Raw genomic sequence first — 24,497 nt, forward strand, 5'->3', positions numbered from 1 at the left:
TTTTTATCCTATAAATTCAATGAAACGAATAACTCTGTAAGGCTGAAGGTTGTTGTGCGCCTGATTTCCTCCCACGGTTGAAGTATTATTCGTTTGCTCTCCGTTAGGTCTGTCGTATCCGGCACTTCCGCCTGGGTGACCTCCTACGTTGCCCGGTCCTCTTTCTGTATGACTATGACTTGGCATTTCAGACACTAATAATTTATGTGTTTTTGCTCCATCTGCTTTACCAACAATACCAAAATCAAGATTATCGTTTGGATCCCAGCCCACAGGAACTCGCCCACGAAGATCAGTACATTCCTGCCAACCTGTAGGAATTGCTGTAGTTGCCGGTTTATTCCAAATAGCGATCATCCCGACAGGAATTGGTGATGGTCTGTTCTCAAGAGCTGCAATTCTGGCTTCAAAATTATCTTTAAAGCTTTGTATCTGTACGGTTGGGAAAACTCTTTTGAAATCTGCCCACGGATAGTTTGTCACACTTGATCCGAAAGTAGCAAATCGTTTACGTAGAACCGTCTTGCTTTCTCCACTTTCGAAAACTCTGTTTTCCGGGTCTTCCGAGATAATAACATTACTACCTAAAAGTCCTCCTTTAAAAGCCAATACTTCACCGTTAATGTATACTACCCCATCGGAAACCGTGCTTCCATTGATGTTACATCCTGAAATAATGGCAAAATTACCCGCGATCTCGCCCAAGGCATTAAACAACGAATAAGCTGTTTGCATGCCATCCAATATATTTGTTGAAAGAGGAAATCCTCCTATCTGATTAAAATCAAATTTATTCATCAGTATTTCTGAATTTTATAGCGTTTAGACGCCAGTTTATAAAAATTTATCATTGTTCTCATCGAGTAGTCATCGTAGATTAATCCATCCGGAACTTCTACAATAAAATCTACTCCCGTGTCTCCGTAATCTGAATCCTGATAAAGAAACATTGTCCCTAAAAATCGTGGCTGGATGTTATCCAAATAAATATATTGATACTTATATTGGTTTCCCTCCACAATTCTGATACGTTTTTTTTCAGTATCAAATTTAAAATTTAGAGCTCCGCGTAGATAACAGATCTGCCCATTATGTCCAAGTTTATATAAATTATCGGTACGGTTAGCACTCCATAAAATATATAGTTCTTCAATTGGATAACACAATGACTTTACCCAAGCTACCATTTTCTCTTTACGTAAAAATGTTGGTAAAAAGCGGACAGGTAATTTTTCAAAATCTACATTATACCACATATTCTATTGTGCTTGAGTTATCATATTTTTCTGGATATTCCGGATCATCTGGATTCAGCTCATCTTCGAATACTACTTTGAAATATCCTGAGCTAGGTATTTTCTTGACATCTACTCCTGTGAAATTCCCATAAACTCCTGAAGTTGAATCTATCCATCTCGTGGAAGCTCCTACAATATGAGGGATTTCTACTCCTTCAATTTTCTGTAACTTATCAACCAAATGAGCTAAAATCAACTCTCCATTAAAAGGAAGATCCTTCATGTATTGTCTAATGGCATCTTTTACAGGGTTACTGCCTCCACCAGTTAATACAAGGGTTCCGTTTTCGTCTAATACGAGAGGATTTCGATATATTTTTAATTGAAGTTTTAAGATATCCGGTTCATAATTCACAACCGTAACTCTAACTCCGGCATCTTTAATTTCATTAATATATTTTTCGAAATTCGTTTTCTTGTCATTTGAAATCGGGCTCAGTTCATTGTCTTTTTCTGTCGCGATCTTGATAATTAATCTACTTTCAACGCTAGATTCCGTGACTGCAGAGTATTTTATGATCTTTGAATTTGCTATCTGCTCTTCCGTTGCTTTTACCCAGGAATCTGTTTGAACAACATAATAATCATCTCGGAAAATATCACTGTCCTCAATTAAATCAAAACCATCCTGAAATGCCAATGCTTTGTTGCGATACCATCTTGGAGAGTGTGGTTTTAATTGAGCCAATGCATCATTAACCTCAGCTTTATGTTTATCAAAAAGTGTTTCGAGAGTCCAGATAGCAACAGATACGATATAGATCCAAAGTTGCCAGATAGCCGTTTTACTATTTGTTGTAAGATCCTGTAATGCCTTTTCTGTGTTTTTGGCAAAAAGGATGCTTTGTTGTATTTCTTCTATTTTACGTGCCATTATTTTACTATAAAGTTTTTCTTGATTATCCAATATCCGATGCCTTCGGGCTCAACGACCATCTGTGAAACGTCTACCGCAGTGGCCGGAATAGAGTTGTTACTCTGCAAACTATACAGAACCAACCTATTAAGTTCTTTATCTGTAAATATTTTGATCGTTTTTCCGGGCATAATATCGTCGGTAACAGAACTTCCGTTCAATACTGCCAAGTCCATTGCATAATCTACTTTTCCGTACAGATAGATAGAAATGTCTTCCCAGATCTGTTGATCGTATACTTTAAAATCAGCTGTATTTTCCATTAATTTCTATTCCTGTTTCTATTATTTTCAATTTTTCTATATTGAATCCGTCTGCCTGCATCTGTACCCTGATATTACGATCCAATAGTACATTGATGCTTCCAAACTGAGCTTTTGCTATATCGCATCCCGTTTCGGGATACTGTTTCCATTCGCCCTGTTTGCTCATCAATACAAATTCTACGGTTTGAGAGTCGCTTTCGCCAATCTCAAAATCTCCTCCTGATATGTTTAGATCATAATCTTCTAAAATAAAATCCTTCATCTTATGTTATTTTTCCTAGAGTTAATGGGCCTCCGCCGGAAGGACATGTGCCTGTAACGATCGCCGCTTTTAATTCATCAATGACAGCTTTTGCAATTGCTCCGGCTATTTTATCAAGAGAACCATTGGGATCGTTTTCTTCAAGCTGACATGTTTCCATTGCCTCTTTTATGGTTTGTTTAAGTCTTTGTTCTGAAATAGCCATTTTTTAATCTTTTAAAAATTTTGCAAATCTGTTTTCAATGGTTAATAATTGCGGTTCGTTAATAAGCTGTATTGTGCTTCCGGTATTGGTGGTGAACTTCATCATTCGGATCTCTTTGATAAGATCTGTCATTAATGCTTTTAAAGTTTCGGATTCTTTTTTGAGTAAAAAACCTTCCTTATCCATTTGAAATTCAACTCCTTTAATTTTAACTCTAAACTGTTTAAGCTCAGAAGGATTCACAACACATGCAATCTGCTTACTGATAAAGACAACGCAAACTAAAGAGCCCTTGGCGGGCTCAAGATACATTGATCCGTTTGCGTCATCAGTTACCAGGTAGGCATCCAGGATGTCTGCAGATCCGTCTAAAGGTCTCAGATCTGCAGTTTTACTATCATCATCTATCTCCAGTACTTCGCAAATCTTTGCGTATACCTCATCTCCTGTAGCGGCCAAGGCCTGAATTATATCTTTCATGGTGATAATGGCTGTCCCAATTCGATTTTCTGGCGATAGCCATTGATTCCGAATGAGATCTCATTTTTTTTAATTAAATAAACTCCGTTCTTTTCTTCGCTGGGAAATATTTCAACGATATCACATGTATTGACTTCAGGCTGGCCGAAGGTTTCAAAAGATCCTTTTAAACCTCCCTGTTTATATCTGTCCAGCGATTCCTGTGCATATTTTTTGAGTTCCGCTTCTGTTAATCCGTCAATTCTTATCTTAATAACGTCTCCATCTTTGTCTCCCAATTCTACAGTCTTCTTCACATGCTTGGCGTCGAAACTTATAGCCTCAACTTTAGCCTTAATTTCTTCCCGATCCTGATATTCAAAGCTTTCGGAAATAATATTTTTTCCGTAAACGAATTTGTATTTTTCACGATTATCCAAAGGATAAATCAATCCTACATACAAAACATTTTCCCCGTCAATTGTTCTGAAATAAGAATTAAGCATATATTTCTCCTTCAATTCCTGCAGTTCATCGGCGATGGTTGGCTTTGAGGTTCTGTAATTTCCTACTTTCAGGGTATCATCAACCAATTTAAAATCGATTCCCGTTCCTTCTAATATATATTTAATAACATCCTTTAACAGAGCCTTTTTAAAAGCTTTTGGAGTTACTTTTTTTTGTTTTAAAAGAAACATACTGTCTTCACATTTTATGACAACCGGTGTTTTGGCATCTACTGTTTTGATAAATCCGGTAAATCTGGTTTTCAGTTTTCCGTCATATCCTAGCTCAACCGTTACTTTGTCGCCTCTTTTAAGTGGAGTTTTGAAATTGTCGTTCACTAATCCCTGCCAAACTATTTTTTTAGGTAAAGTAAGCTCACAGGTATCTGTAAGACTGGTAATATCCTGAACAATAGAACAATTATTGACAGAATAAAATTCCCAGGTTCTTTTTCCCTCTATTGTAATCTTACTACTTAGCTTCAACATCTTTCTGCTCTTTTAATTGTATTTCGTAAGGATAATCAGACAACATTTCTATCTTGATGCTCTGTCTGTTACCAAAGGTTTCCTGTTCTAAAGAATAAGATTTAATAACAGCAGAATATATTTTAAAAATTGATAAAAATTCTGAATGAACAGTCAATGTTTCATCTGATTCCAGAATCTTCTGAAATTCTTTTATTCTATCCAGCGGATATTCAGCTGATGCGTATGTTACCTCTGTACCTAAACCGGAAATAATATTAGGAATGTATATATCTTCATAATTTACAATACCAACCATGATGCTTATATTAAAATCACCTTTACTTATATATTCTTTAATAGTTCCGTCTCTACCTTGTAAAGGAGTCGTTACAATATTTTTTTCCTGATTTATTGTAATGATGCAGTCTACAAACTCAAATGTATCTTTTGCTTTATTTGTAATAATAAGATTGGATAATGTAGGAACTCCCATATTATCAGAAATTTCGCTAAAATAAGGTTCCATTTTATCTTTTGGTACAAGGGGTTTTGAAGTCTGCATCCCAAATTTATAGGCCAGATTTACGCCTGCACTTTTAACCGTTTGTTCCAATGGTGGAAACTGAAATGATTTTGACTTTTCCATATTAATAAGTGTCTTTTTGAGCCAATGTAAAATCTGCAACCGCCGTTAATAATGCTTCTCTTACCATTTGGATGATTGCATCTTTACTCATCGTACTGTTTTGGTTGTAGATATTCATGTTCTCAATTAGTTTTGTGATGTTAAGGTTTCCTACAGATTTTTGTCCGCCCATTCCGGCATCTCCGCTCATGCTTCCTTTTCCTCCAAAGGCGGAATTTCTAGACTGAACGTTGCTCAAAGCAGAAGCTCCAAAGTTTTTGAAATCCAATTGTCTTTCATGTTTACTACTAAAAATTTCTCCTCCAAAAGCATCGCTTGATTTAGGTTTACCGTTTCCAGCTTTCCCCTTCTCTCCTTTTTCGTCAGCTTTTTTTCTATCTTCTTCAATTTTATCTCTCAGCTTTTCAGCATCAAATTCATCGCCTCTTCTTTTAGCTCCTTTTTCTCCTCCTTCATTTATATTGACAGTACCTTCTGACGAAAATATCTCCCTTAATAATTTTTTCACAGGTTCGAATAAGCTGCTAAGACGACTGATAATCTTGTCGATAAGTCCGGTAATCCATGTCCAGACACCGCTAAATGCTTCTATAATTGGGTTTAAGATAGAATCATAAATCCAGGCTTTGAATTTTGAGAAAATCTCTGTCATTCCGGACCAAACGCCGACAATAACGCTCCAAATGCCTTTAAATACTGAAACAATTGCACCCCATATTGTTTTGAATACCATAACAACACTTTTAAAAAGAGATACAATGAATTTCCAGACACTGCTAAAGACTGAGACGATCCCAGACCAAACAGCTTCAGCAAGACCTCCGATAGCAGTAAACACTGATTGGAAGCCGGAAATAATTTTATTCCATCCAGCTTTAAATGCTAAAACAACAATATTAAAAGCCATAACAATCCCAGACCAAGCTGCTTTTGCAGTATTTACTATAGCTGAAATAGCTATTTTAAAACCTGTAACAAATCCGTTCCATGTTGCTTTCAATGATAAAACAACAATATTAAAGGCCAAAACAATCCCAGACCAGGCTGCTTTTGCTGTAGTTGTAATTGTTGAAACTGCGGTTTTAACCGCCAAAACAATTCCTGCCCAAGCCATTTTAAGTGCTAAAACAGCAACATTAAAAGCTGTAACAATACCTGACCATGCTGCTTTAGCAACAGCTCCAACGAATGAAAAAAGTTCAATGAAACCTGAAACTACATTTTCTATAAGAGGTTTTATTGCTAATTCCCAAAGCCTTGTTGCATAAATACCGATATTATGGAAGACCGCTTTTCCTGCTCCTTCTATATATCCAATCATTTCTCTGAAACGTTTTGAATGTTCCCAAAGCTGTTTAATTGCAATTACCAAAGCAACAACTGCCGCTACCACCAGAATAATTTCTCCAATTCCGGGAATAGCTAATAATGCCATTCCGATTTCTGTAATTGAAGCCATGACACCAGATAATCCGGCTCTCATTGCTGTAAATACAGTTCTTAATTTCGGTAAAGCTCTCTGTATTAAAGCTCCAATACTTTCTCCAATAGCCGGTATAAGCTCCGCTCCGCCTCCGGAACCAGATGAAGAATCTTTATCTTTCCTTTTTCCGGTGATCCTTTCTATAAGATCCAGAACTTTACCTATTGATTCTGAAGCTTCTCCCAGCTTATTAATGACATCTATAATTTTATCAAAAAGAGATTGTTCTTTCTCTTCTCCTTTTTCTTCAGAAGTAGGTCTGAGGATTTTTGCAGATTGGCTAATAGTTTCTTTATACGACAGTTCAGAAAAGTTTTGAGCCATTGAACTGATTTTTGAAAACTCATTCATAGCTCCTGAAGTATCAAAAGATATTGTAGCAACTTGAGGTTGAGCTATACTACTAGTAAGATCTTTAAACTCTTTCGACAGATCTTTTACTTTTTCAATAGAAGATTTGGTAAAAGAAGAAAAAGAATCAGATAAAGACCGAATGCTGCTTGTAGTTTTTTCAAGAGAAGTGTTAACATCTTTAATAGAACTATTTAAGTCCTTAAAAACATATACGCTCCGTAATAACTCTAAATTAAATATTGTATCCATTTTTTTATCATAAATTCTTTTTATTATTCTTTACCAAACAGGCTGCTTAAAATTTCAGCCTGATTTTCTAATTTCCATTTTTCCAGCCACATAGCTTGTGCGTAAAGTTTTGCCCATTGAGAAAGTTTCAGCTCTTCGGGATCCATATGAAAATTGGATCGTATAAGAGCGTCACCTTTCCAGCGTTCGTATTCACTTTGCTCGCCATTTAGCGAGCTTATAAGTTTTTTACTGAAACACTAAAAGAATTCATATGATTGGCTACACACTCAACCGCTTTCAACTGAAGAAAATCTCTTTGTTTGATAGCGTCATCCGCAGCAACAATACAATTGTCGAAAAGGGCTTTTGTTCCTTTGATTTCATTGTTTTTTGCGATAGCACCGGTTGCTTCCAGTGTTTTAAAATTGGGCTCTTTGAAAATAGCCTTGTATTCGTTATCGCCTTGTTTCACTGTTCCCTCAATTAAAAGCCCGTGTTGGGCTTTTAATTCGGTGATTTGAGCTTCTGTAAGCCCGCAAATTAATTTTTCTGTACTCATTTTTTATAAAGATTTATCTACGATGTGAGAGATTAAAAGTTCTAATTCTACTTCTTTGCTCATGTCTCCTTCTTTCCAGTCAAAAGCTGTTTTCTTGAATTCTGCATTTTTTAATAAGTGAGTTACAACAGGGCCCACTTCCGGTTGGTAGCTTACCACAACAGTAAATGGTGCGATTCTGTGAAGCTGTCCTTTGGGAGCTTTAGATTTCAGGGCGAAAAGTGTCCCCGAAAGTAATGTGATAGATGCTGTAGCTTTTACCCTTCCGTAACCTCTGCTTACGGGGTTTCTGCCTGCACCATAAATATTTTCCTTTTCCTGTTCCTCTTCATATTTTACAGCTCTGATACCTGTTACCGGCACTCCGCCAATATTTACTACGATATCACTCCAGCCGTATTCTCTTCCATTGATTAATGGTTCTAATTCTAATGCCATTTTTAGTTAGTTGTTAATGTTAAACCTATTTTTACAGTAATTTCTCTTAGCGTTCCTACAGGAACAATTTTTAATACAACCTCAAGTTTTGAGTCTCTCAAGATTTGTTGCGCAGGGTTGATGTACACTTTATACCCGCTGATTTCTCCGTCTCTCACCATCTGGTCAAGAACGTCATCACATAATGCTTCTAGAGCAGATACAGATGAATTTTCTAGGAATCCGGTATCTGGATCGATGTATACAGGTGAAGAAATTTTTGGTGTTAAAACTCTATTGATCTCTCTGATCGCCTTATCAACAGTTGTGTTGTTTTCGATATAGGCAAAATCATCATCCATTGTAGTTGCTGTAAAGCTGTCATTGAAATAAGATCCCGCCTGACCTGCATATTTGATACCGAAAATGTATCCTTTCTCATTCATTGCCTGAATTTGCTCAGGTGTATAAGCGCTTAATAAAGATCCGTCACAGAATCCTAAAACATCCATCTCTCTTGCCAATTCATTATTATCAGCCAATAATTTTGAATACGCTGCAGAAACCAGATTTTGCTTTTCTACCCAAGCAATAGATTCATGTACTTTTGCTTTTGAACTTGCTCCCAATACAGCTCCGATTGCGCTTAAAGAAGGGTTTGCTCCTGATAAGAAACGTCCTAAACCTCCCATATCCTGACCTAATACTACACTTACATTTTCAGCATTCAGTGTATGTAAAGATGGTAATGCCGTCATATCCTGAGCCGTCACTTTCACAGATAAGAATGTGCTTAAAGGAATGTTCAGCGCTCTTAGATCTTTTGCAACCTGGTTAAGAGTTCCTACCGCCGCACCAAGTGTTGATGCCGCTCTTTTAAAATCACATACAGCAACTCTTCTCAATTTACCTTCAGCAAAATTTTGCAACTGTTTTACTTCTGAGTACGTTCCATCGGAAGTCGCTACTCCTTTTACGTACAATTTTGCTCCCGGGTTGATCCTGAAAAATTCACTGATCTGATAAAAGGTAACCGGCATATCTTCAACCGTGATTCCTTTTTCGGCCAGTTCTTCAACTGATAGTATTAATTGGCTTTCAAGAGCCTCTTCGCCGACAACTACTAATCCTGAAATGTGATCTTCACCAGATAATAATCTGTTTAGACCTCCATTTTCTCTTACAAATTTTACTCCGTTCATTTACTTTGTTTTTACGAGTTTTTTAAAATTATTTTTTACAGAATTGTGCAACTTATTTTGAGTTGCGTTTTGAAATTTGAGCATTTTTAAAAATTTAAATTTTGATAATTATCTCTTGTTTTCTGAGGCAAAGTTGCGACGTTAAATCTTCATATGGAAAGAGTTGTCAGATTTGCAGACACATCTGTAAGACGTTCTTACGTAGCTGTACGATTCTCATATTCAATATTTTATCCCGAATCAAATTAGCAGAGCTTTGCATCATTCAAAACAATACATATATATTATGAAGACAATTTTAGAGAGTATTCAGACTCGCCTTTCCACCATCACAGAATTCAATTATATCGGAGAAGATTGGGGACAATTAAATGCAAATCCGGAAGTGACCATGACTTGGCCTTGCTGCCTATTTAATCTATCAAGAGGGTTTTATAATGACCTCGGTAGAGACCAAACGAAAACACCTAAAAACAGGCAGACCGGAATATTTAGACTGAAACTCAATATCGCAAATCCAAGACTGGATACGCCCGCTGAAAGCTGGAAAGAGCATGATCTTATGGAAAAAGTACATACTTTATTACACGGTTATTCCCCTGCTGAAAATTGTTCCGTTCTTAAAAGGAAGAATTATAAACGTTTAAAACGCATGAATGGAATGGTTGTGTATAAAGTAATCTATACTTTTGAAGTAACTAATGTTTAATTAATCAGGAAAAAGAATGAGGAGCGTTTGTTTTTTCAAGCTCCTCTTCTATTGGAGTATTTAGAATACGATACAGTGTATCTCTGCTGATGTGAAACTTCGGATAGATAAACTCCCTCCAGATAACGGTAATAGGAGTATATCTGCAGTCGTGTTTGTTAAATTCATCCATCACCTGCTGATATCGAAGTAATTTATTTCTCTGCGCTCCCAAAGATTGTTTTGTGCCTTTCATATTTATATTTTTTTTGATAACTAGGTTTTTAGTTTATAAGAATTAATGATTCAGGTATTCCTGTATTTGAGTGGTTAATCTCGGATGATTTTTAATATATTGTGAAGCGAGCAACCAATTTTCGGTTTTAGGATCATAATATTCTAAGGCGTTATTTTGATTGTACCTCATCTTTGGAGAATACCATTCGATTTTTTTTACAAATTTTAAAAGTTTTGTCGCTTTTTCTGTTACTAAAGTTTTTCCCTGCATATAGGTATGTAACGATACCCTGTCGTACCAGCTTAAGACGTTATAAATACTGTCTAAAGCAAGGGTAGAATTTTCATAATTAATGATTTCCATTTTGTTTTAAATTCAAATTAATATTGTGTTGGTAAGGTAATTTGTGAGATGCTTTGTTTATTTTTTAATAGGAATTTTCAGAATTGTATTAATTTCTGTTTTCATCTATTCTGTGTATAAGACCTCGTGTTTTTCTTGAAGCAAAGATGAATATGGAAAGCGTCAAAACTTGACGCTTTTAAAAAAATTTCAACATTAATTTAAAATAAATAGGCAAATTTCACCTAAAATACTGGTCATCAATTAATTTCTATAAGCAAAAATTTATTTTGATTTTATTGAACCATGAAATATGACTTTCAAGTGCATAAATTGTAATTAAACCAAATCATTTCCACGAAGATTCATCTTGTAAAAAAGCAAAATTTTAATATTATCATGAATTTATTTGAAAAAACAATCACAAAATATCACCATTTGATGAAAAATATATTAATTTTAGACTTGTTAAACAAAATCAAAAATAATTATGAAAAAACAAATTTTATCGTTGGTACTATGTGGATTATGCATACTTTCCTGTTCAACTGAGAATATGGCAGTGAACAATGTTGAAAGTATGAAATCTGATGAAATGGTAAACTTCGACAAAGCCATGAAAAGTCTTATGAACCCGGAAAACCTGTCTAATCCAGAGGAGAAAGCCAAAAATGGGAATTCTACAGAGCTTAATGACAGAAGTAAAGAGATCCTTTATTTAGCTTCAAAAAAATTAATCTCTGCAAACGGAATTTCTGAACAGGAACTCGCTTCGAGAACTTCTAACAGCAGAGAACAAGCAATTTCGCTAGCCCAAAAGATATACTTCGAAAAGTATAATGACATTCAGAAAAAAATTAAATCTGAAAATTAATTTATCAATCACATCAAGCGTTTTACATTAGTTAAGAAGGTAAAACATCAATAATTATTAAATTTATTTATATGAAAAAACTAATATATTTTGTTGCATTATTCTTAGGTTTTACAAGTTTCGCGCAAGGTCCTTTGCATATTTACAATTATTCCAGTTATGATCTTATAGGCAGGTTATTTGCTAATGCACCAAGTTCATCAAACTGCCTTCCAACGGTTTTTACTTCTTATAATGTTCCCGCAGGAACTTTGGTGGATATAAAATCATTTAATACAAGTAATTTAAGCTATCCGCCAATTAACGTATGGTCAGTAGGAACCTCTACAAGTGGAGGAAGTACAAATCAGACCGTACCTTCGGGATTATTTATCACAATGGGAAATCTCACACGCTGGCATTTCTATTGGTTCCAGACAAGATATGCCGGAACAAATAATGGAACTCCCGATCCTGATTTTCCGATGGGTGAAAATTTTTGCAGCTGGAGTTCTAACACCGACTACGTACATGGTGTACTGACAGAAGCCAAATGGTATTACGATCCTACAACAAATGAGACGACACTCATTGTAAAAGATATTTAATATTAATTCACACAAAAAAAGGTTGCTCGATTGAGTAACCTATTCTTTTTAATACCATTTCAACGAAATAATATTTATAAAAAATACGTCAAGTTTTATCGTACCTCTTATCTACACACTCTTTACACCAAATGTAAAATTTTAAGGTTATTAATAATTTATTTAAAAAAATAATCGCAAAATATCACCATTTGATGAAAAATATATTAATTTTAGACTCGTTAAACAAAATCAAAAATAATTATGAAAAAACAAATTTTATCGCTGGTACTATGCGGATTTTGTATGCTTTCTTGTTCAACTGAAAATATGGCAGTGAACAATGTTGAAAGTATGAAATCTGATGAAATGGTAAACTTCGACAAAGCCATGAAAAGTCTTATGAACCCGGAAAACCTTTCTACTCCAGAAGAGAAAGCACAAAACAGGAATTCCACAGAGCTTAATGACAGAAGTAAAGAGATCCTTTATTTAGCTTCAAAAAAATTAATCTCCGCAAACGGAATTTCTGAGCAGGAACTTGCTTCAAGAACTTCCAATAGCAAAGAACAAGCAATTTCGTTAGCCCAAAAGATATACTTCGAAAAGTATAATGAGATTCAGAAGAAAATTAAATCTGAAAATTAATTTATCAATCACATCAAGCGTTTTACATTAATTCAGAAAGTAAAACATCAATAATTATTAAATTTATTTATATGAAAAAACTAATATATCTTATTGCATTATTTTTAGGTTTTACAAGTTCAGCGCAAGGGATTTTGCATATTTACAACCACTCAAGTTATGATATTGAAGGAAGATTATTTGCTAATAATCTTACAAACTGTACTCCTGAAGTATTTACATTTTATAAAGTTCCGGCAGGAACAATGGTGGATATAAAATCATTTAATCTTAGTAACTTAGCTAACCCACCGATCAATTCATGGGCAGTTCGAACCTCTACTCCCGTAATGAATGTGCCTGTACCTTCAGGTTTACTAATAACTATGGGCAATCTTACGCGTTGGCATTTTTATTGGTTTAAAACCAAAGTTGCAGGAACTTCACTCGATACCGGTGATCCTGATTTTACTATGGGAGATCAACATTTTTGTGGCGACACAACTTCTCAGGATTACATACATGGTGTAGTTACAGAAGCTAAATGGTATTATGACTCCACAACAAATGAAACCACCATCATTGTAAAAGATATTTAATATTAATTTATACAAAAAAGGTTACTCGATTGGGTAACCTTTTTTTTTTAATACCATTTCAATGAAATAATATTTATAAAAAATACGTCAAGTTTTGTCGCACCTCAGGCCTACTTTTGTTTTTCAAAACCACAAAATTTATATTATGGATAAAGTGACTTTACAAAGAATAGAAAAACTTCACCCCGTCGTCCGGGAGGAAGTGAAACAAATCATTAAAGACTGCGATGAAGCCCTTACCGGAAGGGCAAAAATAAGAATCACACAAGGGTTAAGAAGCTTTGAAGAACAGGAAAAACTATACGCCATCGGAAGAATTACAAGCGGGAAAAAAGTAACTAATGCCAAAGCCGGACAAAGTATTCACAATTACGGTCTTGCGGTTGATATTTGCTTAATGATCGACGGAAAAACAGCAAGCTGGGACACCGTAAAAGACTGGGATAACGACAAAGTAGCCGATTGGTACGAATGTGTGAAAATTTTCGCCAAATACGGCTGGGACTGGGGCGGAAACTGGAAAACCTTCAAAGACCTTCCCCACTTTGAAAAAAAGAGCATTCCAACAAAAAAAGGCGTGATAAAAACGAGCTGGAGAACGCTTGCAAAAATGGCTCGGGATAAATCAAATTATATCATAATTTAATTCTCTTTTATTTGAAATTTATTTTTAATACGACACGTTCTGTCGCCTCCTCCGCCTACCTTTACTTTACAAGAAAAACATTAAAAGCAATGATATTTTAATGCTGAAAACCAACAGTTAATTATAAAAAACTGTTGGTTTCGTTATCTAAAATTGTAAATAAGTTAAAAAAAACAACCAAAAACATCATGAAAAAGACAACAATTCTTTCTTTGGACGGAGGCGGAATAAGAGGTATTATCACCTGTATTATTCTACGCTACATAGAAGAGCAGCTTCAGTATTATGATAAGCCAAGCGCAAAACTTGGAGATTATTTTGATCTTGTGGCAGGAAGCAGTACAGGAGGACTGATTGCGTCTATTATTCTTTGCCCCGATGAACACCGAAAAGCAAAATATTCCATCCAAAAAGGACTGGAATTATATGCTGAAAAAGGTGGCGACATATTTCAAGTTTCTTTTTGGGAGAAATTGATCAATCCTTTCGGTTTGCTTAATGAAAAAATCTCTCAGGAAGCCCTTGAAAAAAACCTGAACGACTTTTTTGGTCATCTTGAATTAAAAGAATTAATAAAACCCTGTTTAATAACAAGTTATGACATCGAAAACAGAAGAGCAAAACTTTTTAATTCCTGGGAAGCCAATATCAGTACAGATAATTTTTATGTAAAAGACGTTTGTAGAGCAACTTCAGCGGCGCCAACTTATTTTAGTCCGGTTCAGATAAAATCGATGTACGGACAAATTTTCAGCTTAATTGATGGTGGAATGTTTGCTAATAATCCCGCTCTTTGCGCTTACGCAGAAGCGAGAAAAATTCCGTTTGCTGAGGTTTTGAAGAATCATCAGAAAGCTAATCATCCAATGGTAAACGATATGATCGTTGTCTCAATCGGAACAGGAATTGAAGCAAGACCTTATTCTTTTAAAAAAATGGAAAAAGCCGGAAAAATTGGTTGGGTAAATCCAATTATTGATATTTTAATGTCCGCCAACGCAGAAACCGTTGATTATCAGCTTTGTCAAATGTTTCAGACTTTAGGTTTAAGAAATCAGAAAAATTATTATCGTTTAAATCCATCCTTAAAAAATGCTTCTCCGGGAATGGACAACGTAAGAAGATCAAACATCGAAAATCTTATTCAAGCGGGACTAAGCTACATTGACGACAACAGAGAAACGCTGAACCAAATCGTTCAGAAACTAATCAGAAATAAAATATAAGCGTTTTTACTTATAACAAACCATTATAAGCTTTTTAGATTATATTTGATTTTAAATTAAAAATGAATAACAAAATGAAAGCAACATTCGCATCTCTTCTTATGAGTACATTATTTTTCATTTTTGGTTATGTCATTTTATATTTATTATTTGATTTTTTAAATCCTCCAATTACAGATGACGGACATAAATACATGCCGATTGGAAATGTTTTATATTCAGGAATAATTACATTTTTTATTTCAATTTTGTTTTTTATTCTGATCAGAAAATATCTAAAAAGAAAATCATAAATTTTTCGAAAATATTTTAAACACGTCAAGTTTTGTCGCTTTTGAGAACTACTTTTGAAGTATAAACAAAGACACAAAACATAATCATTTAAAAACTTTTAAACGCCTTTGAATTCAACATTTATAAATGCTGGACAGCCAGAAATATGTTCAAATTTTAATCAAATTACCAAAACACAAGACATGGAAGCACCAAATCACAATCCAGATATACCCTTTGATGAAGAGCTCTACACCGTAGAATGGAGCGACATCGAAAACGCAGAGATAGACTATGAAAACTATCTCGATGATATTGAAAATTTTTTCAGAGAAGATTTCGAAAATGATATTTTAGAAGAAGAAATTTATTAATAAAAACTTTAAACACGTCAAGTTCTGTCGCTTCTCAACACTACTTTTGAAGTAACAATAAAACACAAGCAAATAATCAATTAAAATTCGCAAAACGCCTTTGAATTCACCATTCACAAAATGTTGAACAGCCAGAACTGTGTTTAAAAAACAACCTAATGAACTAAAAATTACAATAAAGATGAAAAATTAAAAATCCATGTGGGAAATTTCGCCAGAAACCACTTAAAAAACAAGGCACAATCTGAAGTAACTCTAATAAAAAGAGCCTTCAAATATTTAATTAACCAAATCAAAAATAATGAAAACAAAACAAGAATTAAAACTCTATTTCGAAAATGGAGATATACCGACACAAAATCATTTCTGGGAATGGCAGGATTCTTATTGGCATAAAGAGGAGAAAATTACTCAAGATTCTATTGAGTATATTGAAAAGGTAGTTCCATTAATTATCAACGACGAATTTATGGGATCTTTCTTATCAGTTACATTTCCAGATACTATAAAAAAAATAGCAAATAATGCATACAACTACCAAGGTTTTTTATATCAAGTACGAGAAGTTGTTTTAAATGAAGGGCTTGAAGAAATCGGTAGATCTGCTTTTGGGGCTCAATGTATAAAAAAAGTCAAAATGCCTTTGACATTAAAAATTATTAGATATGGTGCTTTTAGTGGACAGGCGAATATCAACAATTCTTCTGATTCTCTAGATGAGATTATTTTAAACGAAGGATTAGAAATAATTGAAGATTATGCATTTAACAGTTCAAGTTTAAAGAATTTATACATTCCTAGTTCCGTAAAATCTGTGGGACTAAATGCATTTTATATCCCTTCTCTTGAAACCATTTCGGCTCCTAGTGGATTAGATCTAAGCAATGCAGGTATTCCAGAAACAGCAATAATCACATACAGATAAATTATCTTAAAATGAAAACAAAACAAGAATTAAAACTTTATTTCGAAAACGGAGATATACCGACACAAAATCATTTCTGGGAATGGCAAGATTCTTATTGGCATAAAGAGGAAAAAATATCTCAAAATTCTGTTGATTCTATTGAAAAAATCATCCCATTTATGATTAATGATGAATTATTAGGTTCATCTATATCTTTAAATATCCCTACTAATACTAAAAAAATTCGAAGCGGGGCATATCCTTTTACTGGAATGTCATATCAAATCACCGAAGTTACATTTAATGAGGGACTCGAAGAAATCGGACTAGGAGCATTCAATAGCCAAAATATTAAAAACATTATAACACCATCAACACTGAAAACTATTGAGTCCTCCGCTTTTAGTAATCAAGCAAACACTATTAATGGAACAGATTCTTTAGAAAGCATTAAGCTGAATGACGGATTGGAAACAATTGGAAGTTATGCATTTAGTTGTCCTAGAGCAACTATCATTAAGCAATTATTTATTCCTAGCTCTGTTATTTCTGTTGGTCAGGGAGCATTTACGATTCCATCATTACAAACCGTTTCTGCGCCAATAGGATTAGATCTAAACAATGCAGGTATACCAGAAACAGCAATAATCACATACAGATAAATTATATTAAAATGAAAACAAAACAAGAATTAAAAAAATACTTCGAGAACGGAGACATCCCTAATCAGGAACAATTTTGGGAGTGGCAAGATTCTTATTGGCATAAATACGAAAAAATATCTTCAGATAAAATTGACATTGATTTATCTCAAAAAGCAGACTTAGTGAACGGAAAAGTTCCTGCAGCACAGCTTCCTAGTTATGTTGATGATGTACTAGAATTTAATTCTCTTTCTGCATTACCTGCACAGGGTGAAGCCGGAAAAATTTATATTACTACAGACAATGACAAGCTTTATAGATGGACGGGAACCAGATATGTTGATATTACTCAAGGTGATGTTGGCACACTACAAAAAGTTACTGAAAGAGGAAGTGAAACATCAGAGAATATTAAAATTCAGGGAATATATTTTGGAGGAAATGATATTTCTGAGAATATCGTGATCGGAAATCAATCAAAAGATGTAAACCTCAATGCTACAAATACTATTGCAATCGGAGCTTATGCTACACCACTGGGCACTGACAATATTGGAATAGGAAAAGGAGTTATGAATAATTCTGATTCAAGTGGGTTAGGTAATATAGGATTAGGACACTATGCAATGCAAGACGCACTAGGTGCAAATGAAAATATTGCTATTGGGTTTAATACATTTAATAATTCCTTATACGCTCAGGGGAATAACGTGATTGGGACTAACGCAGGTACAGGTTCAGGTAACTCAATAAATTTTAATAATATTATTGGATATAGCGCAGGACGAGTTCTTGGGTCAGGATCCAATAATAATTTAATATTAGGAAATAATTCAAATTTTTCCGGTTCTATTTTCTCAAACAAATTATATATCCACTCTTCATCTTCAACTCCTAATGTAACTGTTTCTGACGCCTTAATCTCAGGAGATTTTGTTGACAGATATGTAAATATCAATGGTGTATTTTCAGTTACTTCAGGAAAAATGCCTTCTGCAGATAGCAATTACACCAAAAACATTGTAGCAAAGCCCGATGGAACTTTTGGGTGGGAAAACAAGGTAGAGTATATTGCACTAACAGGAACAGAAGATACAAAACCTGTTACAGGAAATATCCTTATAAAAGACAATTCTGGTAGCACAAGACTTTCAGCCGGATATGTATTTGTTTCAGATGCCACAGGCAACGAAACTGTTATGAGTAGCTCATCAATAAAGTTTATGGAAGGAGCAGCAGGCGCAGCAGGCATGACTAAGACAGGTATTACAACTCTTGAAGGTGAATTTACTATTGCATGTTATAAACCTGATGGAAGGGGTATCATAGGACAGTTTGATCATACGAAAAACTTGGAAGAGCTTGATTATGTTCAAAAGAAATATGTAGATAAAAAACATTCTTATTCTACTCATGAAGAGAAGACAGGAGGAACATGGATCAATGATAAACCCATCTATAGAAAGACCGTTGTTTTTGATACAATACCTTCAAATGGGGAAATTGATATTACAACGGACTTTCCTGATATTGAAGTAATCGTTTCTAATCAGATGTTTACAGAATGGTGGGCTAGAGATTTCGCTTTTGCAGGAAACCATTGGAGAGGAGTAACCTTTATTACTTTAAAATCAAATATGGTTGCATTTGAAGATGTCAATGCCATAGATTATTCTCAAATTGACTCATTTACCCTTACTCTTGAATATACCAAAACAACAGATTAATCAATAAAAATCACAAATATAAAATGATAACAAACGAAACAAAAAATAACGCTTCACAAACTCTTTTTAGATTTGTAAGTTTAAGAAATCCACAATTAACAGAAACTAAAAAAGATAACTTAGGATTTATTTTAAGATCTTCTCAACTTCCAAGTGCGTTTAGTTCAGTCGTTAATCCTAATGATACGGCACTTGCGAAATTTCAAGCCGTTGAACGTGCTTCAAAAAATTTTGACACTACAAATTATAAAACTGAATTGCAAATTGAGGAAGGAGATTTATCAGAAGCTTTAAAAATTGGTAGAAAAATTTCAAAAAGAGAAATAATTTCTACTGCTGACGAAAATACTGCAAAAAGCCTATATAATACTGCAAGTATTCAGGCTAAAGTTCCTGCAATCTGGGATAATTTAATGTATCAAACGGTCACAGAAAACAATTTTTATGTAAAAGAAGCCTTGGTTCATATCTTAAAAGCGCTTCATTTTGGATATGCTTGTGATTTACCAGTAACTCCCGAATTAATAAAGATTAATGGAGAAGATTTAAAAGCTAAGGCTTTGGAAGCAAGAGTTGTATTACCTATGGAGTTTTTTGGCGACGGATATGAAGGTGTAAGTTCTAATCCAGGATCAGGATCTGGTTCTACAAAGAATGCATTCCAAGTAAATGTATCTAAAATTACAGATGGTGTAATAAATGGGACTGCCCTTCCACTTTCAATTCAACATCAGTTAACCGCCGAAGGTGATAAAATTACAGAATTATCAAGGCTGAATTTCGAAAAAGAAGGTCTTACAAAATTAAAGGCTGAATTAGAAAAAATTCAAGTTGTTTATGTCAAATCGAAAAACAAAGCTTATGAAACAGCTTATGCAGCTTACAAAGAACAATACAAAGATGAGATCGATGCTTACAATTCGCAGCTGAGACAAATAAAATCTCAGATCACAGAAGGAATGACGCAGGAACAAATTGATGAATTGTATGAAGCACTTCAGCCATTAGAAATTCCACCCTTTGAATTTGTGTATAAAGATCAACTTAACTTTGGAGATTTTAAAGCAAAACTTTCATTAGATTCTTTAAAATTATTTGTAAATATTTTCACAGAACTTGAAAGCGGAGAAATACCTACCGATGGATTTGATTTCTCAAATATTACAGTATTATCCGACAGAAAATTAAAATTAGGAAATGTGACCGTCGAGATGATTGATTTCTACGACACTTATGTTGAGGTTTTCGAAAAATTAGATGAAGAATCATCAGCAAACACGCAATTATTATTTCAAAAATCACCACTTCAAGAACAGAAATATCTTAACCTTGGAAATGTTTTAGTTCCTGTAAGTAATTCCAGAAGTAATCTTTCACAAATTATTTCAAGAACATATTATCTAAAAGCAAGTTATGATTCGATTGCATCCAGAGCGCCTGCTTCCCTTACATTCTATTATCAGGCAGAAAGTAATTCTTATGGCTTAGGTTCGGCAAAAGTAACGGGTATTACAGATTTTGGAACTTTTGAAGAAACATATTCTAATATTCCAATTGTAGATAATAAGGTAACGTTCCCTCCTATCTTAGTTAATAAATTTGGAAAATTAATTCGATCATTAAAAATTCAAATCTTCTTCAATAATGGTAAGCAAGCAACTGTAGAGCATACAGATATACTTATCGACTCACCCTATACCGGTATTTTATATTCAGAAGAAATCACCGTTGAAGAACCTGAAAATCCTGGAGAAGGAGGTGAAACTCCTCAGCCTGGAACTTTCTTCCCTAAACATTTCGGGGTGAAAAGATTGGGTATTGCAGATTATTTGAAAGTTGAACAAAGTGTTCACGCATATGTTCCGGGCGAAGTTTCTAATATTGAAAACGTCATGGCAAGCGAACTTCGTCATAAGTCTTCTGTCGCAAGAGATTATTCAGAGATCACCGATACTACTTCAGAATTAATTGAAACTGAAAAAATTTCAGATACTACAAAAACTGAAAGGAATGAAATGCAGACAGAAGTTGCAAAAGAACTAGAGAAACAACAAAGTATTGAAGCACATACATCGTTTACAGCGGGTGGTAAAGCTTGGACGCTTGAAGTTGGGGGAAGCTACGCTAATAACTCCGCTCAGCATGATAGTACCAGACAAGCCGTTTCTAAATCTCAAGAACTTACTGAGCGTGCTATGGAGCGAGTTTTGACGAAAATTAATAAAGAACGTATTCAGAAAGTTATCAGAGAGTTTACTGAAACTAATGTTCATGAGTTTGATAACAGAGGTAAAGAAGGTGGAGCTGCACCACAGCATATTACAGGAGTTTACAGATGGGTTGATAAAAAGATGAAGAATCAGATTTACAACTATGGGAAACGTACCATGTTTGAATTCATGATTCCTGAACCTGCACAACTTCACCGCTTAGCAATGGCAGCTACAGCTACAGAAACACTAACCGCACCAATCGACCCAAGAACAGCACCTTCTCCACAAACAATGAAAGATGCTAAAACTGCAACTTTAGATCAACTACAATATTGGGCAAGTTATTACAATGTAAAATTGACCGAACTTGTTGAAGCCACAAAGAAGTTTACCACTGGTGTTCATTGGCTGAAGTTAGATGGAAATAATCAATATCAACACATTACAATTAGTATTCCAACAAATTATCAGGCAAGCCATATAAAAATGTGGTATGGATATGAAAAGGACGTAAGAGGTATCGCAAAAATATATGCAAGCAACTTTACCGGCTCTATGCCTTTACTTCTTGAAACTTATTCTGATTCTGATGATTTCATTGTAGATTATGATCCTCAAAATGTAACAGGAGATTATGATTTTGTATATCAAGGGCATAATATAGATTCTATCAACTTCAATTTTGAAGTCACATGTAAGCTTTCCGATGCATATATGGCTGTTTGGAAACAGGAAAATTTTGATGCAATTATTAAAGCATATCAAGATGCATATGCTGCATTTTTAGAAAAGCAAAAAGAATTAGAAGCAGCTCTTAAAGAGCAGGAAGCAGAAAACCAGGAAAAAGTATCTATTTTCTATCGTGATATGGAGAATGTGATTCTTAAGCATAACTGTATTGCTTTCTTACTTCAGGACTATTCTGCTTTGGGTAAAAACATGACAAACAGTGCGAAAACAATGCAGGATTTCAGTGTCATTTTAGATGATAATCTTGATCAATACACAGCATTAGCCAAGTTTATGGAGCAGGCTTTTGAATGGAGCATTATGGATTATACATTCTATCCTTATTATTGGGCAAATCGTACCGAGTGGCAGAAAATGTATTTGTCAAACAGTACAGATCCATTATTCAGAAGTTTCTTACAAGCAGGTATGGCGAGAGTGATCGTAACTGTTAATCCTGGCTTCGAAGATGCTGTTCAGTTCTTCTTAACAACCGGAAGAATCTGGAACGGTGGTGAAGTTCCTGTAATCGGAGATCCGATGTATATGTCTATTGTAGATGAATTGAGACAGCCAACAGGCGAAGCTCAAGGGAAATACTGGATCACCAGAATCCCAACTACTTTAACAATTTTACAAGCAGAATCTGTAGGATTAAAAGTAAACCAACCTTTACCAATCTTCCCAGAAGATCATCCTGAGAACTGTGAAAATCCTAAGGATTTGGAATTTGAAAGCTCATTCTTTAAAGAAGATTTGAGAATGGAAGCCGGAGAAGGTGACAGTACACTTGCAAAAGCTCAATAAAAGAATAGCGGTTTAAAAGCCGCTATTTCAATCTTTTAACTTTAAAAATTAAAAAAATGAGTATAATTAAACCATTAATAAGAGATAAAATTGGAGCATTAGGATTACACAATACTGAAGGTTTTGATAATTCTCAGCAAAAATCTTTAAGCATTAAATATACATCTTGTTCAAAAGATGATAAATTTATATATTTACGTTTAGAGGTTTTTGCTAGAAACTTAAATGATGACTTAGCAGTAGTTTATGTTGATGAACTGGATGATTATGTAAATGACAATGCTATCCCAAAAACAAATATTAAAATTGCAAAAAATACAGATGTTGGTATAACATTAAAATTTGATAAAAATAAAAACTTTACTGAAGAATTTTATGATGACGGCAATATATTTCAAGCCACAATAACTTGTAATAATATTTCAGCAAAAAGTCAAAAATTTAACTTAAATTTTCCGCAAGTTGTTTCAAATAAAAAAGCTTGTTTTTGTAATAGAAATATGACCCCTGATGAATTAAAAAATATTGTAATTGGATTAAGAAAAGAAGAAATTTTTATGAAAAGCGGTAAATTAATTAGAGATACAAAAGGTAATGCAATATTAAAAAATGGGAAAAAACAATATGTAGATATCACTATGTATGACCAATTACATGAAAACCTATTTAATTTAGATTATCCAGAGAAAATAAATCCTAAAGATGCTAGCTTTGATAGTTTTTCTAATGCTCTTAATAAAACCTTTAACTTTAAGGATTATGATATAAGTACTTGTATTAGAAAAATACATTTTTTAGCTCAATGCTATCATGAAACTCAAAGATTTACAATAACTTATGAAAAAAATCCCAACTCAAATGTTCATGGTGGTGCTTTTTATAGGGGAAGGGGACTTATACAGTTAACCCACGATTATAATTATGAAAAATTTAAAAAAGCGTTAAAAATAGAATCTTCTTTAGATGAGTTTGTTCCAAAGGTAGCAAAAGAAATTAATTTTGCATGTCAAGCATCGGGCTATTTTTGGAAAAATATTGGAGCTAAAACGGGAAATATAAATCAATATGCTGATAAAGATGATGTTTTAACTGTTTCTAGGGAAATTAATGGTTATGTGGAAGTTCCTAACGGATTTAATGACAGAAAATTATTTACAAATATTTTAAAAAAGGTAATGAATTATGACCAATGTAAAAACAAAAAATAGTTTAATTTTATTAATTATGTTTTCCATTTTTTCATGTAAAGAAAATCATAAAATCGATCATCATAGAGACAATCTTAATTTCAAGATTGAATTTAACGATTTTGGAAAGCGTCAAATAAATATTACAAAAGATAACTGGGATAAGCACAAAGCGAACGACTTTTTATATTTTGATATTTTATTAAAAAATGCAAATAAAAAGAAAGTTATCATAAAGACAAAAAAAGTAGCAAACAACATTCCTCTATTAATTAATTATACAAAAAATAAAAACAACGTTATTTCTCTAGAAATTATCCAACAATTTAATACGGTATATTCTGATTCTATCGTTTTTAAAGGCAGCAATGAAAGTCTTAAAATCAATAATGCATTTAGAATAGGTCATCAGCATAATGGTACTGATGAAGTTTGTCCTTTAACCATTATCGAAAAGGCTGATACACTTGATATTTCGAATTATGAAATGAAAAATTGTATTCAAAGAAAGAAAAGTTGATATCATTAGTTAAAAAATATGGTACAAGAAGAAAT

General features: G+C 33.9%; 31 protein-coding genes. 15 read left to right on the plus strand and 16 right to left on the minus strand.

What is annotated here, in order from left to right:
* Nucleotides 1–3: 3 nt before the first annotated feature.
* The 14 genes from SB689_RS07585 to SB689_RS07650 form a co-directional block, all read right to left on the minus strand.
* Nucleotides 4–798 carry a hypothetical protein gene (locus tag SB689_RS07585; protein ID WP_410691526.1) on the minus strand — a complete coding sequence of 265 codons (795 nt, stop codon included), beginning with the start codon at nt 796–798 and terminating at the stop codon, nt 4–6.
* The gene (locus tag SB689_RS07590; protein ID WP_410691527.1) at nt 798–1,256 is read right to left on the minus strand and encodes a hypothetical protein; all 459 of its coding nucleotides are present in this window, start codon (nt 1,254–1,256) and stop codon (nt 798–800) included. Before SB689_RS07590 ends, SB689_RS07585 begins: the two co-directional genes overlap by 1 nt.
* Nucleotides 1,246–2,172 (minus strand): nucleotidyltransferase, encoded by a 927-nt coding sequence (locus SB689_RS07595; RefSeq protein ID WP_410691528.1) that lies wholly within the window; start codon nt 2,170–2,172, stop codon nt 1,246–1,248. Before SB689_RS07595 ends, SB689_RS07590 begins: the two co-directional genes overlap by 11 nt.
* Nucleotides 2,172–2,477: a hypothetical protein gene (locus tag SB689_RS07600; RefSeq protein ID WP_410691529.1), complete on the minus strand. Its 306-nt coding sequence runs from the start codon at nt 2,475–2,477 to the stop codon at nt 2,172–2,174. Before SB689_RS07600 ends, SB689_RS07595 begins: the two co-directional genes overlap by 1 nt.
* Nucleotides 2,461–2,742: a hypothetical protein gene (locus tag SB689_RS07605; RefSeq protein ID WP_410691530.1), complete on the minus strand. Its 282-nt coding sequence runs from the start codon at nt 2,740–2,742 to the stop codon at nt 2,461–2,463. The genes SB689_RS07600 and SB689_RS07605 overlap by 17 nt, the downstream gene beginning before the upstream one ends.
* 1 nt (nt 2,743) lies before the next feature.
* A complete protein-coding gene (locus SB689_RS07610; protein ID WP_410691531.1) occupies nt 2,744–2,947 on the minus strand; it encodes a hypothetical protein in 204 nt (67 codons plus the stop codon).
* 3 nt (nt 2,948–2,950) lie between these two features.
* On the minus strand, nt 2,951–3,427 hold the full coding sequence (locus SB689_RS07615) for a hypothetical protein (protein WP_410691532.1): 477 nt from the start codon (nt 3,425–3,427) through the stop codon (nt 2,951–2,953).
* Entirely contained in the window at nt 3,424–4,401 is a 978-nt protein-coding gene (locus tag SB689_RS07620) for a hypothetical protein (protein WP_410691533.1), read from the minus strand. Before SB689_RS07620 ends, SB689_RS07615 begins: the two co-directional genes overlap by 4 nt.
* On the minus strand, nt 4,385–5,029 hold the full coding sequence (locus tag SB689_RS07625) for a DUF6046 domain-containing protein (protein ID WP_410691534.1): 645 nt from the start codon (nt 5,027–5,029) through the stop codon (nt 4,385–4,387). The genes SB689_RS07620 and SB689_RS07625 overlap by 17 nt, the downstream gene beginning before the upstream one ends.
* Before the next feature lies 1 nt (nt 5,030).
* The gene (locus SB689_RS07630; RefSeq protein WP_410691535.1) at nt 5,031–7,115 is read right to left on the minus strand and encodes a hypothetical protein; all 2,085 of its coding nucleotides are present in this window, start codon (nt 7,113–7,115) and stop codon (nt 5,031–5,033) included.
* Nucleotides 7,116–7,138: 23 nt separating this feature from the next.
* The gene (locus SB689_RS07635) at nt 7,139–7,261 is read right to left on the minus strand and encodes a hypothetical protein (protein WP_262484307.1); all 123 of its coding nucleotides are present in this window, start codon (nt 7,259–7,261) and stop codon (nt 7,139–7,141) included.
* A 71-nt stretch (nt 7,262–7,332) separates the two neighbouring features.
* Nucleotides 7,333–7,656, minus strand: coding sequence for a hypothetical protein (locus SB689_RS07640; RefSeq protein ID WP_123982225.1), 324 nt, complete (start codon nt 7,654–7,656; stop codon nt 7,333–7,335).
* 3 nt (nt 7,657–7,659) lie between these two features.
* A complete protein-coding gene (locus SB689_RS07645; RefSeq protein ID WP_410691536.1) occupies nt 7,660–8,094 on the minus strand; it encodes a hypothetical protein in 435 nt (144 codons plus the stop codon).
* A gap of 2 nt (nt 8,095–8,096) precedes the next feature.
* Nucleotides 8,097–9,275 carry a DUF2586 family protein gene (locus SB689_RS07650; RefSeq protein ID WP_410691537.1) on the minus strand — a complete coding sequence of 393 codons (1,179 nt, stop codon included), beginning with the start codon at nt 9,273–9,275 and terminating at the stop codon, nt 8,097–8,099.
* A gap of 286 nt (nt 9,276–9,561) precedes the next feature.
* Here SB689_RS07650 and SB689_RS07655 point away from each other — a divergent pair, with 286 nt between their 5' ends.
* Nucleotides 9,562–9,984, plus strand: coding sequence for a hypothetical protein (locus SB689_RS07655; protein ID WP_410691538.1), 423 nt, complete (start codon nt 9,562–9,564; stop codon nt 9,982–9,984).
* 4 nt (nt 9,985–9,988) lie between these two features.
* Here the strand turns inward: SB689_RS07655 and SB689_RS07660 are convergent, their stop codons facing one another.
* Nucleotides 9,989–10,219: a hypothetical protein gene (locus SB689_RS07660; RefSeq protein ID WP_072410337.1), complete on the minus strand. Its 231-nt coding sequence runs from the start codon at nt 10,217–10,219 to the stop codon at nt 9,989–9,991.
* Between the two features lie 42 nt (nt 10,220–10,261).
* Nucleotides 10,262–10,564, minus strand: a complete 303-nt coding sequence (locus SB689_RS07665; protein WP_410691539.1) for a hypothetical protein — start codon at nt 10,562–10,564, stop codon at nt 10,262–10,264.
* Between the two features lie 469 nt (nt 10,565–11,033).
* On the opposite strand from SB689_RS07665, the gene SB689_RS07670 reads away from it, so the two are divergent.
* The 14 genes from SB689_RS07670 (at nt 11,034) to SB689_RS07735 (ending at nt 24,462) form a co-directional block, all read left to right on the plus strand.
* Entirely contained in the window at nt 11,034–11,417 is a 384-nt protein-coding gene (locus tag SB689_RS07670; RefSeq protein WP_410691540.1) for a hypothetical protein, read from the plus strand.
* 71 nt (nt 11,418–11,488) lie between these two features.
* Nucleotides 11,489–12,004 carry a hypothetical protein gene (locus SB689_RS07675; protein WP_410691541.1) on the plus strand — a complete coding sequence of 172 codons (516 nt, stop codon included), beginning with the start codon at nt 11,489–11,491 and terminating at the stop codon, nt 12,002–12,004.
* Between the two features lie 243 nt (nt 12,005–12,247).
* A complete protein-coding gene (locus SB689_RS07680; protein WP_410691542.1) occupies nt 12,248–12,631 on the plus strand; it encodes a hypothetical protein in 384 nt (127 codons plus the stop codon).
* A 71-nt stretch (nt 12,632–12,702) separates the two neighbouring features.
* Nucleotides 12,703–13,209, plus strand: coding sequence for a hypothetical protein (locus SB689_RS07685; RefSeq protein WP_410691543.1), 507 nt, complete (start codon nt 12,703–12,705; stop codon nt 13,207–13,209).
* A 145-nt stretch (nt 13,210–13,354) separates the two neighbouring features.
* Nucleotides 13,355–13,855 carry a M15 family metallopeptidase gene (locus SB689_RS07690; RefSeq protein WP_410691544.1) on the plus strand — a complete coding sequence of 167 codons (501 nt, stop codon included), beginning with the start codon at nt 13,355–13,357 and terminating at the stop codon, nt 13,853–13,855.
* A gap of 188 nt (nt 13,856–14,043) precedes the next feature.
* On the plus strand, nt 14,044–15,081 hold the full coding sequence (locus tag SB689_RS07695; RefSeq protein ID WP_066753659.1) for a patatin-like phospholipase family protein: 1,038 nt from the start codon (nt 14,044–14,046) through the stop codon (nt 15,079–15,081).
* A 74-nt stretch (nt 15,082–15,155) separates the two neighbouring features.
* Nucleotides 15,156–15,374: a hypothetical protein gene (locus SB689_RS07700; RefSeq protein ID WP_410691545.1), complete on the plus strand. Its 219-nt coding sequence runs from the start codon at nt 15,156–15,158 to the stop codon at nt 15,372–15,374.
* Between the two features lie 183 nt (nt 15,375–15,557).
* A complete protein-coding gene (locus SB689_RS07705) occupies nt 15,558–15,728 on the plus strand; it encodes a hypothetical protein (RefSeq protein ID WP_410691546.1) in 171 nt (56 codons plus the stop codon).
* Between the two features lie 301 nt (nt 15,729–16,029).
* Nucleotides 16,030–16,653 (plus strand): leucine-rich repeat domain-containing protein, encoded by a 624-nt coding sequence (locus SB689_RS07710; protein WP_410691547.1) that lies wholly within the window; start codon nt 16,030–16,032, stop codon nt 16,651–16,653.
* Nucleotides 16,654–16,664: 11 nt separating this feature from the next.
* The gene (locus SB689_RS07715) at nt 16,665–17,297 is read left to right on the plus strand and encodes a leucine-rich repeat domain-containing protein (protein ID WP_410691548.1); all 633 of its coding nucleotides are present in this window, start codon (nt 16,665–16,667) and stop codon (nt 17,295–17,297) included.
* A gap of 11 nt (nt 17,298–17,308) precedes the next feature.
* Nucleotides 17,309–19,006: a hypothetical protein gene (locus tag SB689_RS07720; RefSeq protein WP_410691549.1), complete on the plus strand. Its 1,698-nt coding sequence runs from the start codon at nt 17,309–17,311 to the stop codon at nt 19,004–19,006.
* A 23-nt stretch (nt 19,007–19,029) separates the two neighbouring features.
* Nucleotides 19,030–22,755 carry a hypothetical protein gene (locus SB689_RS07725; protein ID WP_410691550.1) on the plus strand — a complete coding sequence of 1,242 codons (3,726 nt, stop codon included), beginning with the start codon at nt 19,030–19,032 and terminating at the stop codon, nt 22,753–22,755.
* 56 nt (nt 22,756–22,811) lie between these two features.
* Nucleotides 22,812–23,963, plus strand: a complete 1,152-nt coding sequence (locus tag SB689_RS07730) for a hypothetical protein (RefSeq protein WP_410691551.1) — start codon at nt 22,812–22,814, stop codon at nt 23,961–23,963.
* Nucleotides 23,938–24,462 (plus strand): hypothetical protein, encoded by a 525-nt coding sequence (locus SB689_RS07735; RefSeq protein WP_410691552.1) that lies wholly within the window; start codon nt 23,938–23,940, stop codon nt 24,460–24,462. The genes SB689_RS07730 and SB689_RS07735 overlap by 26 nt, the downstream gene beginning before the upstream one ends.
* Nucleotides 24,463–24,497: the final 35 nt, after the last annotated feature.

Source organism: Chryseobacterium sp. SIMBA_038, assembly GCF_046535115.1.
Classification (GTDB): Bacteria; Bacteroidota; Bacteroidia; order Flavobacteriales; family Weeksellaceae; genus Chryseobacterium.

What these genes read in the sequence shown, in the direction of transcription:
- SB689_RS07640 (WP_123982225.1), bottom strand. Translation starts at nt 7,656, where the DNA reads ATGAGTACAGAAAAATTAATTTGCGGGCTTACAGAAGCTCAAATCACC.
- SB689_RS07730 (WP_410691551.1), top strand. Translation starts at nt 22,812, where the DNA reads ATGAGTATAATTAAACCATTAATAAGAGATAAAATTGGAGCATTAGGA.
- SB689_RS07700 (WP_410691545.1), top strand. Translation starts at nt 15,156, where the DNA reads ATGAAAGCAACATTCGCATCTCTTCTTATGAGTACATTATTTTTCATT.
- SB689_RS07695 (WP_066753659.1), top strand. Translation starts at nt 14,044, where the DNA reads ATGAAAAAGACAACAATTCTTTCTTTGGACGGAGGCGGAATAAGAGGT.
- SB689_RS07595 (WP_410691528.1), bottom strand. Translation starts at nt 2,172, where the DNA reads ATGGCACGTAAAATAGAAGAAATACAACAAAGCATCCTTTTTGCCAAA.
- SB689_RS07685 (WP_410691543.1), top strand. Translation starts at nt 12,703, where the DNA reads ATGAAAAAACTAATATATCTTATTGCATTATTTTTAGGTTTTACAAGT.
- SB689_RS07620 (WP_410691533.1), bottom strand. Translation starts at nt 4,401, where the DNA reads ATGTTGAAGCTAAGTAGTAAGATTACAATAGAGGGAAAAAGAACCTGG.
- SB689_RS07715 (WP_410691548.1), top strand. Translation starts at nt 16,665, where the DNA reads ATGAAAACAAAACAAGAATTAAAACTTTATTTCGAAAACGGAGATATA.
- SB689_RS07615 (WP_410691532.1), bottom strand. Translation starts at nt 3,427, where the DNA reads ATGAAAGATATAATTCAGGCCTTGGCCGCTACAGGAGATGAGGTATAC.
- SB689_RS07630 (WP_410691535.1), bottom strand. Translation starts at nt 7,115, where the DNA reads ATGGATACAATATTTAATTTAGAGTTATTACGGAGCGTATATGTTTTT.
- SB689_RS07610 (WP_410691531.1), bottom strand. Translation starts at nt 2,947, where the DNA reads ATGGCTATTTCAGAACAAAGACTTAAACAAACCATAAAAGAGGCAATG.
- SB689_RS07710 (WP_410691547.1), top strand. Translation starts at nt 16,030, where the DNA reads ATGAAAACAAAACAAGAATTAAAACTCTATTTCGAAAATGGAGATATA.
- SB689_RS07600 (WP_410691529.1), bottom strand. Translation starts at nt 2,477, where the DNA reads ATGGAAAATACAGCTGATTTTAAAGTATACGATCAACAGATCTGGGAA.
- SB689_RS07605 (WP_410691530.1), bottom strand. Translation starts at nt 2,742, where the DNA reads ATGAAGGATTTTATTTTAGAAGATTATGATCTAAACATATCAGGAGGA.
- SB689_RS07680 (WP_410691542.1), top strand. Translation starts at nt 12,248, where the DNA reads ATGAAAAAACAAATTTTATCGCTGGTACTATGCGGATTTTGTATGCTT.
- SB689_RS07645 (WP_410691536.1), bottom strand. Translation starts at nt 8,094, where the DNA reads ATGGCATTAGAATTAGAACCATTAATCAATGGAAGAGAATACGGCTGG.
- SB689_RS07625 (WP_410691534.1), bottom strand. Translation starts at nt 5,029, where the DNA reads ATGGAAAAGTCAAAATCATTTCAGTTTCCACCATTGGAACAAACGGTT.
- SB689_RS07720 (WP_410691549.1), top strand. Translation starts at nt 17,309, where the DNA reads ATGAAAACAAAACAAGAATTAAAAAAATACTTCGAGAACGGAGACATC.
- SB689_RS07705 (WP_410691546.1), top strand. Translation starts at nt 15,558, where the DNA reads ATGGAAGCACCAAATCACAATCCAGATATACCCTTTGATGAAGAGCTC.
- SB689_RS07675 (WP_410691541.1), top strand. Translation starts at nt 11,489, where the DNA reads ATGAAAAAACTAATATATTTTGTTGCATTATTCTTAGGTTTTACAAGT.
- SB689_RS07690 (WP_410691544.1), top strand. Translation starts at nt 13,355, where the DNA reads ATGGATAAAGTGACTTTACAAAGAATAGAAAAACTTCACCCCGTCGTC.
- SB689_RS07635 (WP_262484307.1), bottom strand. Translation starts at nt 7,261, where the DNA reads ATGGATCCCGAAGAGCTGAAACTTTCTCAATGGGCAAAACTTTACGCA.
- SB689_RS07725 (WP_410691550.1), top strand. Translation starts at nt 19,030, where the DNA reads ATGATAACAAACGAAACAAAAAATAACGCTTCACAAACTCTTTTTAGA.
- SB689_RS07735 (WP_410691552.1), top strand. Translation starts at nt 23,938, where the DNA reads ATGACCAATGTAAAAACAAAAAATAGTTTAATTTTATTAATTATGTTT.
- SB689_RS07585 (WP_410691526.1), bottom strand. Translation starts at nt 798, where the DNA reads ATGAATAAATTTGATTTTAATCAGATAGGAGGATTTCCTCTTTCAACA.
- SB689_RS07670 (WP_410691540.1), top strand. Translation starts at nt 11,034, where the DNA reads ATGAAAAAACAAATTTTATCGTTGGTACTATGTGGATTATGCATACTT.
- SB689_RS07650 (WP_410691537.1), bottom strand. Translation starts at nt 9,275, where the DNA reads ATGAACGGAGTAAAATTTGTAAGAGAAAATGGAGGTCTAAACAGATTA.
- SB689_RS07665 (WP_410691539.1), bottom strand. Translation starts at nt 10,564, where the DNA reads ATGGAAATCATTAATTATGAAAATTCTACCCTTGCTTTAGACAGTATT.
- SB689_RS07590 (WP_410691527.1), bottom strand. Translation starts at nt 1,256, where the DNA reads ATGTGGTATAATGTAGATTTTGAAAAATTACCTGTCCGCTTTTTACCA.
- SB689_RS07655 (WP_410691538.1), top strand. Translation starts at nt 9,562, where the DNA reads ATGAAGACAATTTTAGAGAGTATTCAGACTCGCCTTTCCACCATCACA.
- SB689_RS07660 (WP_072410337.1), bottom strand. Translation starts at nt 10,219, where the DNA reads ATGAAAGGCACAAAACAATCTTTGGGAGCGCAGAGAAATAAATTACTT.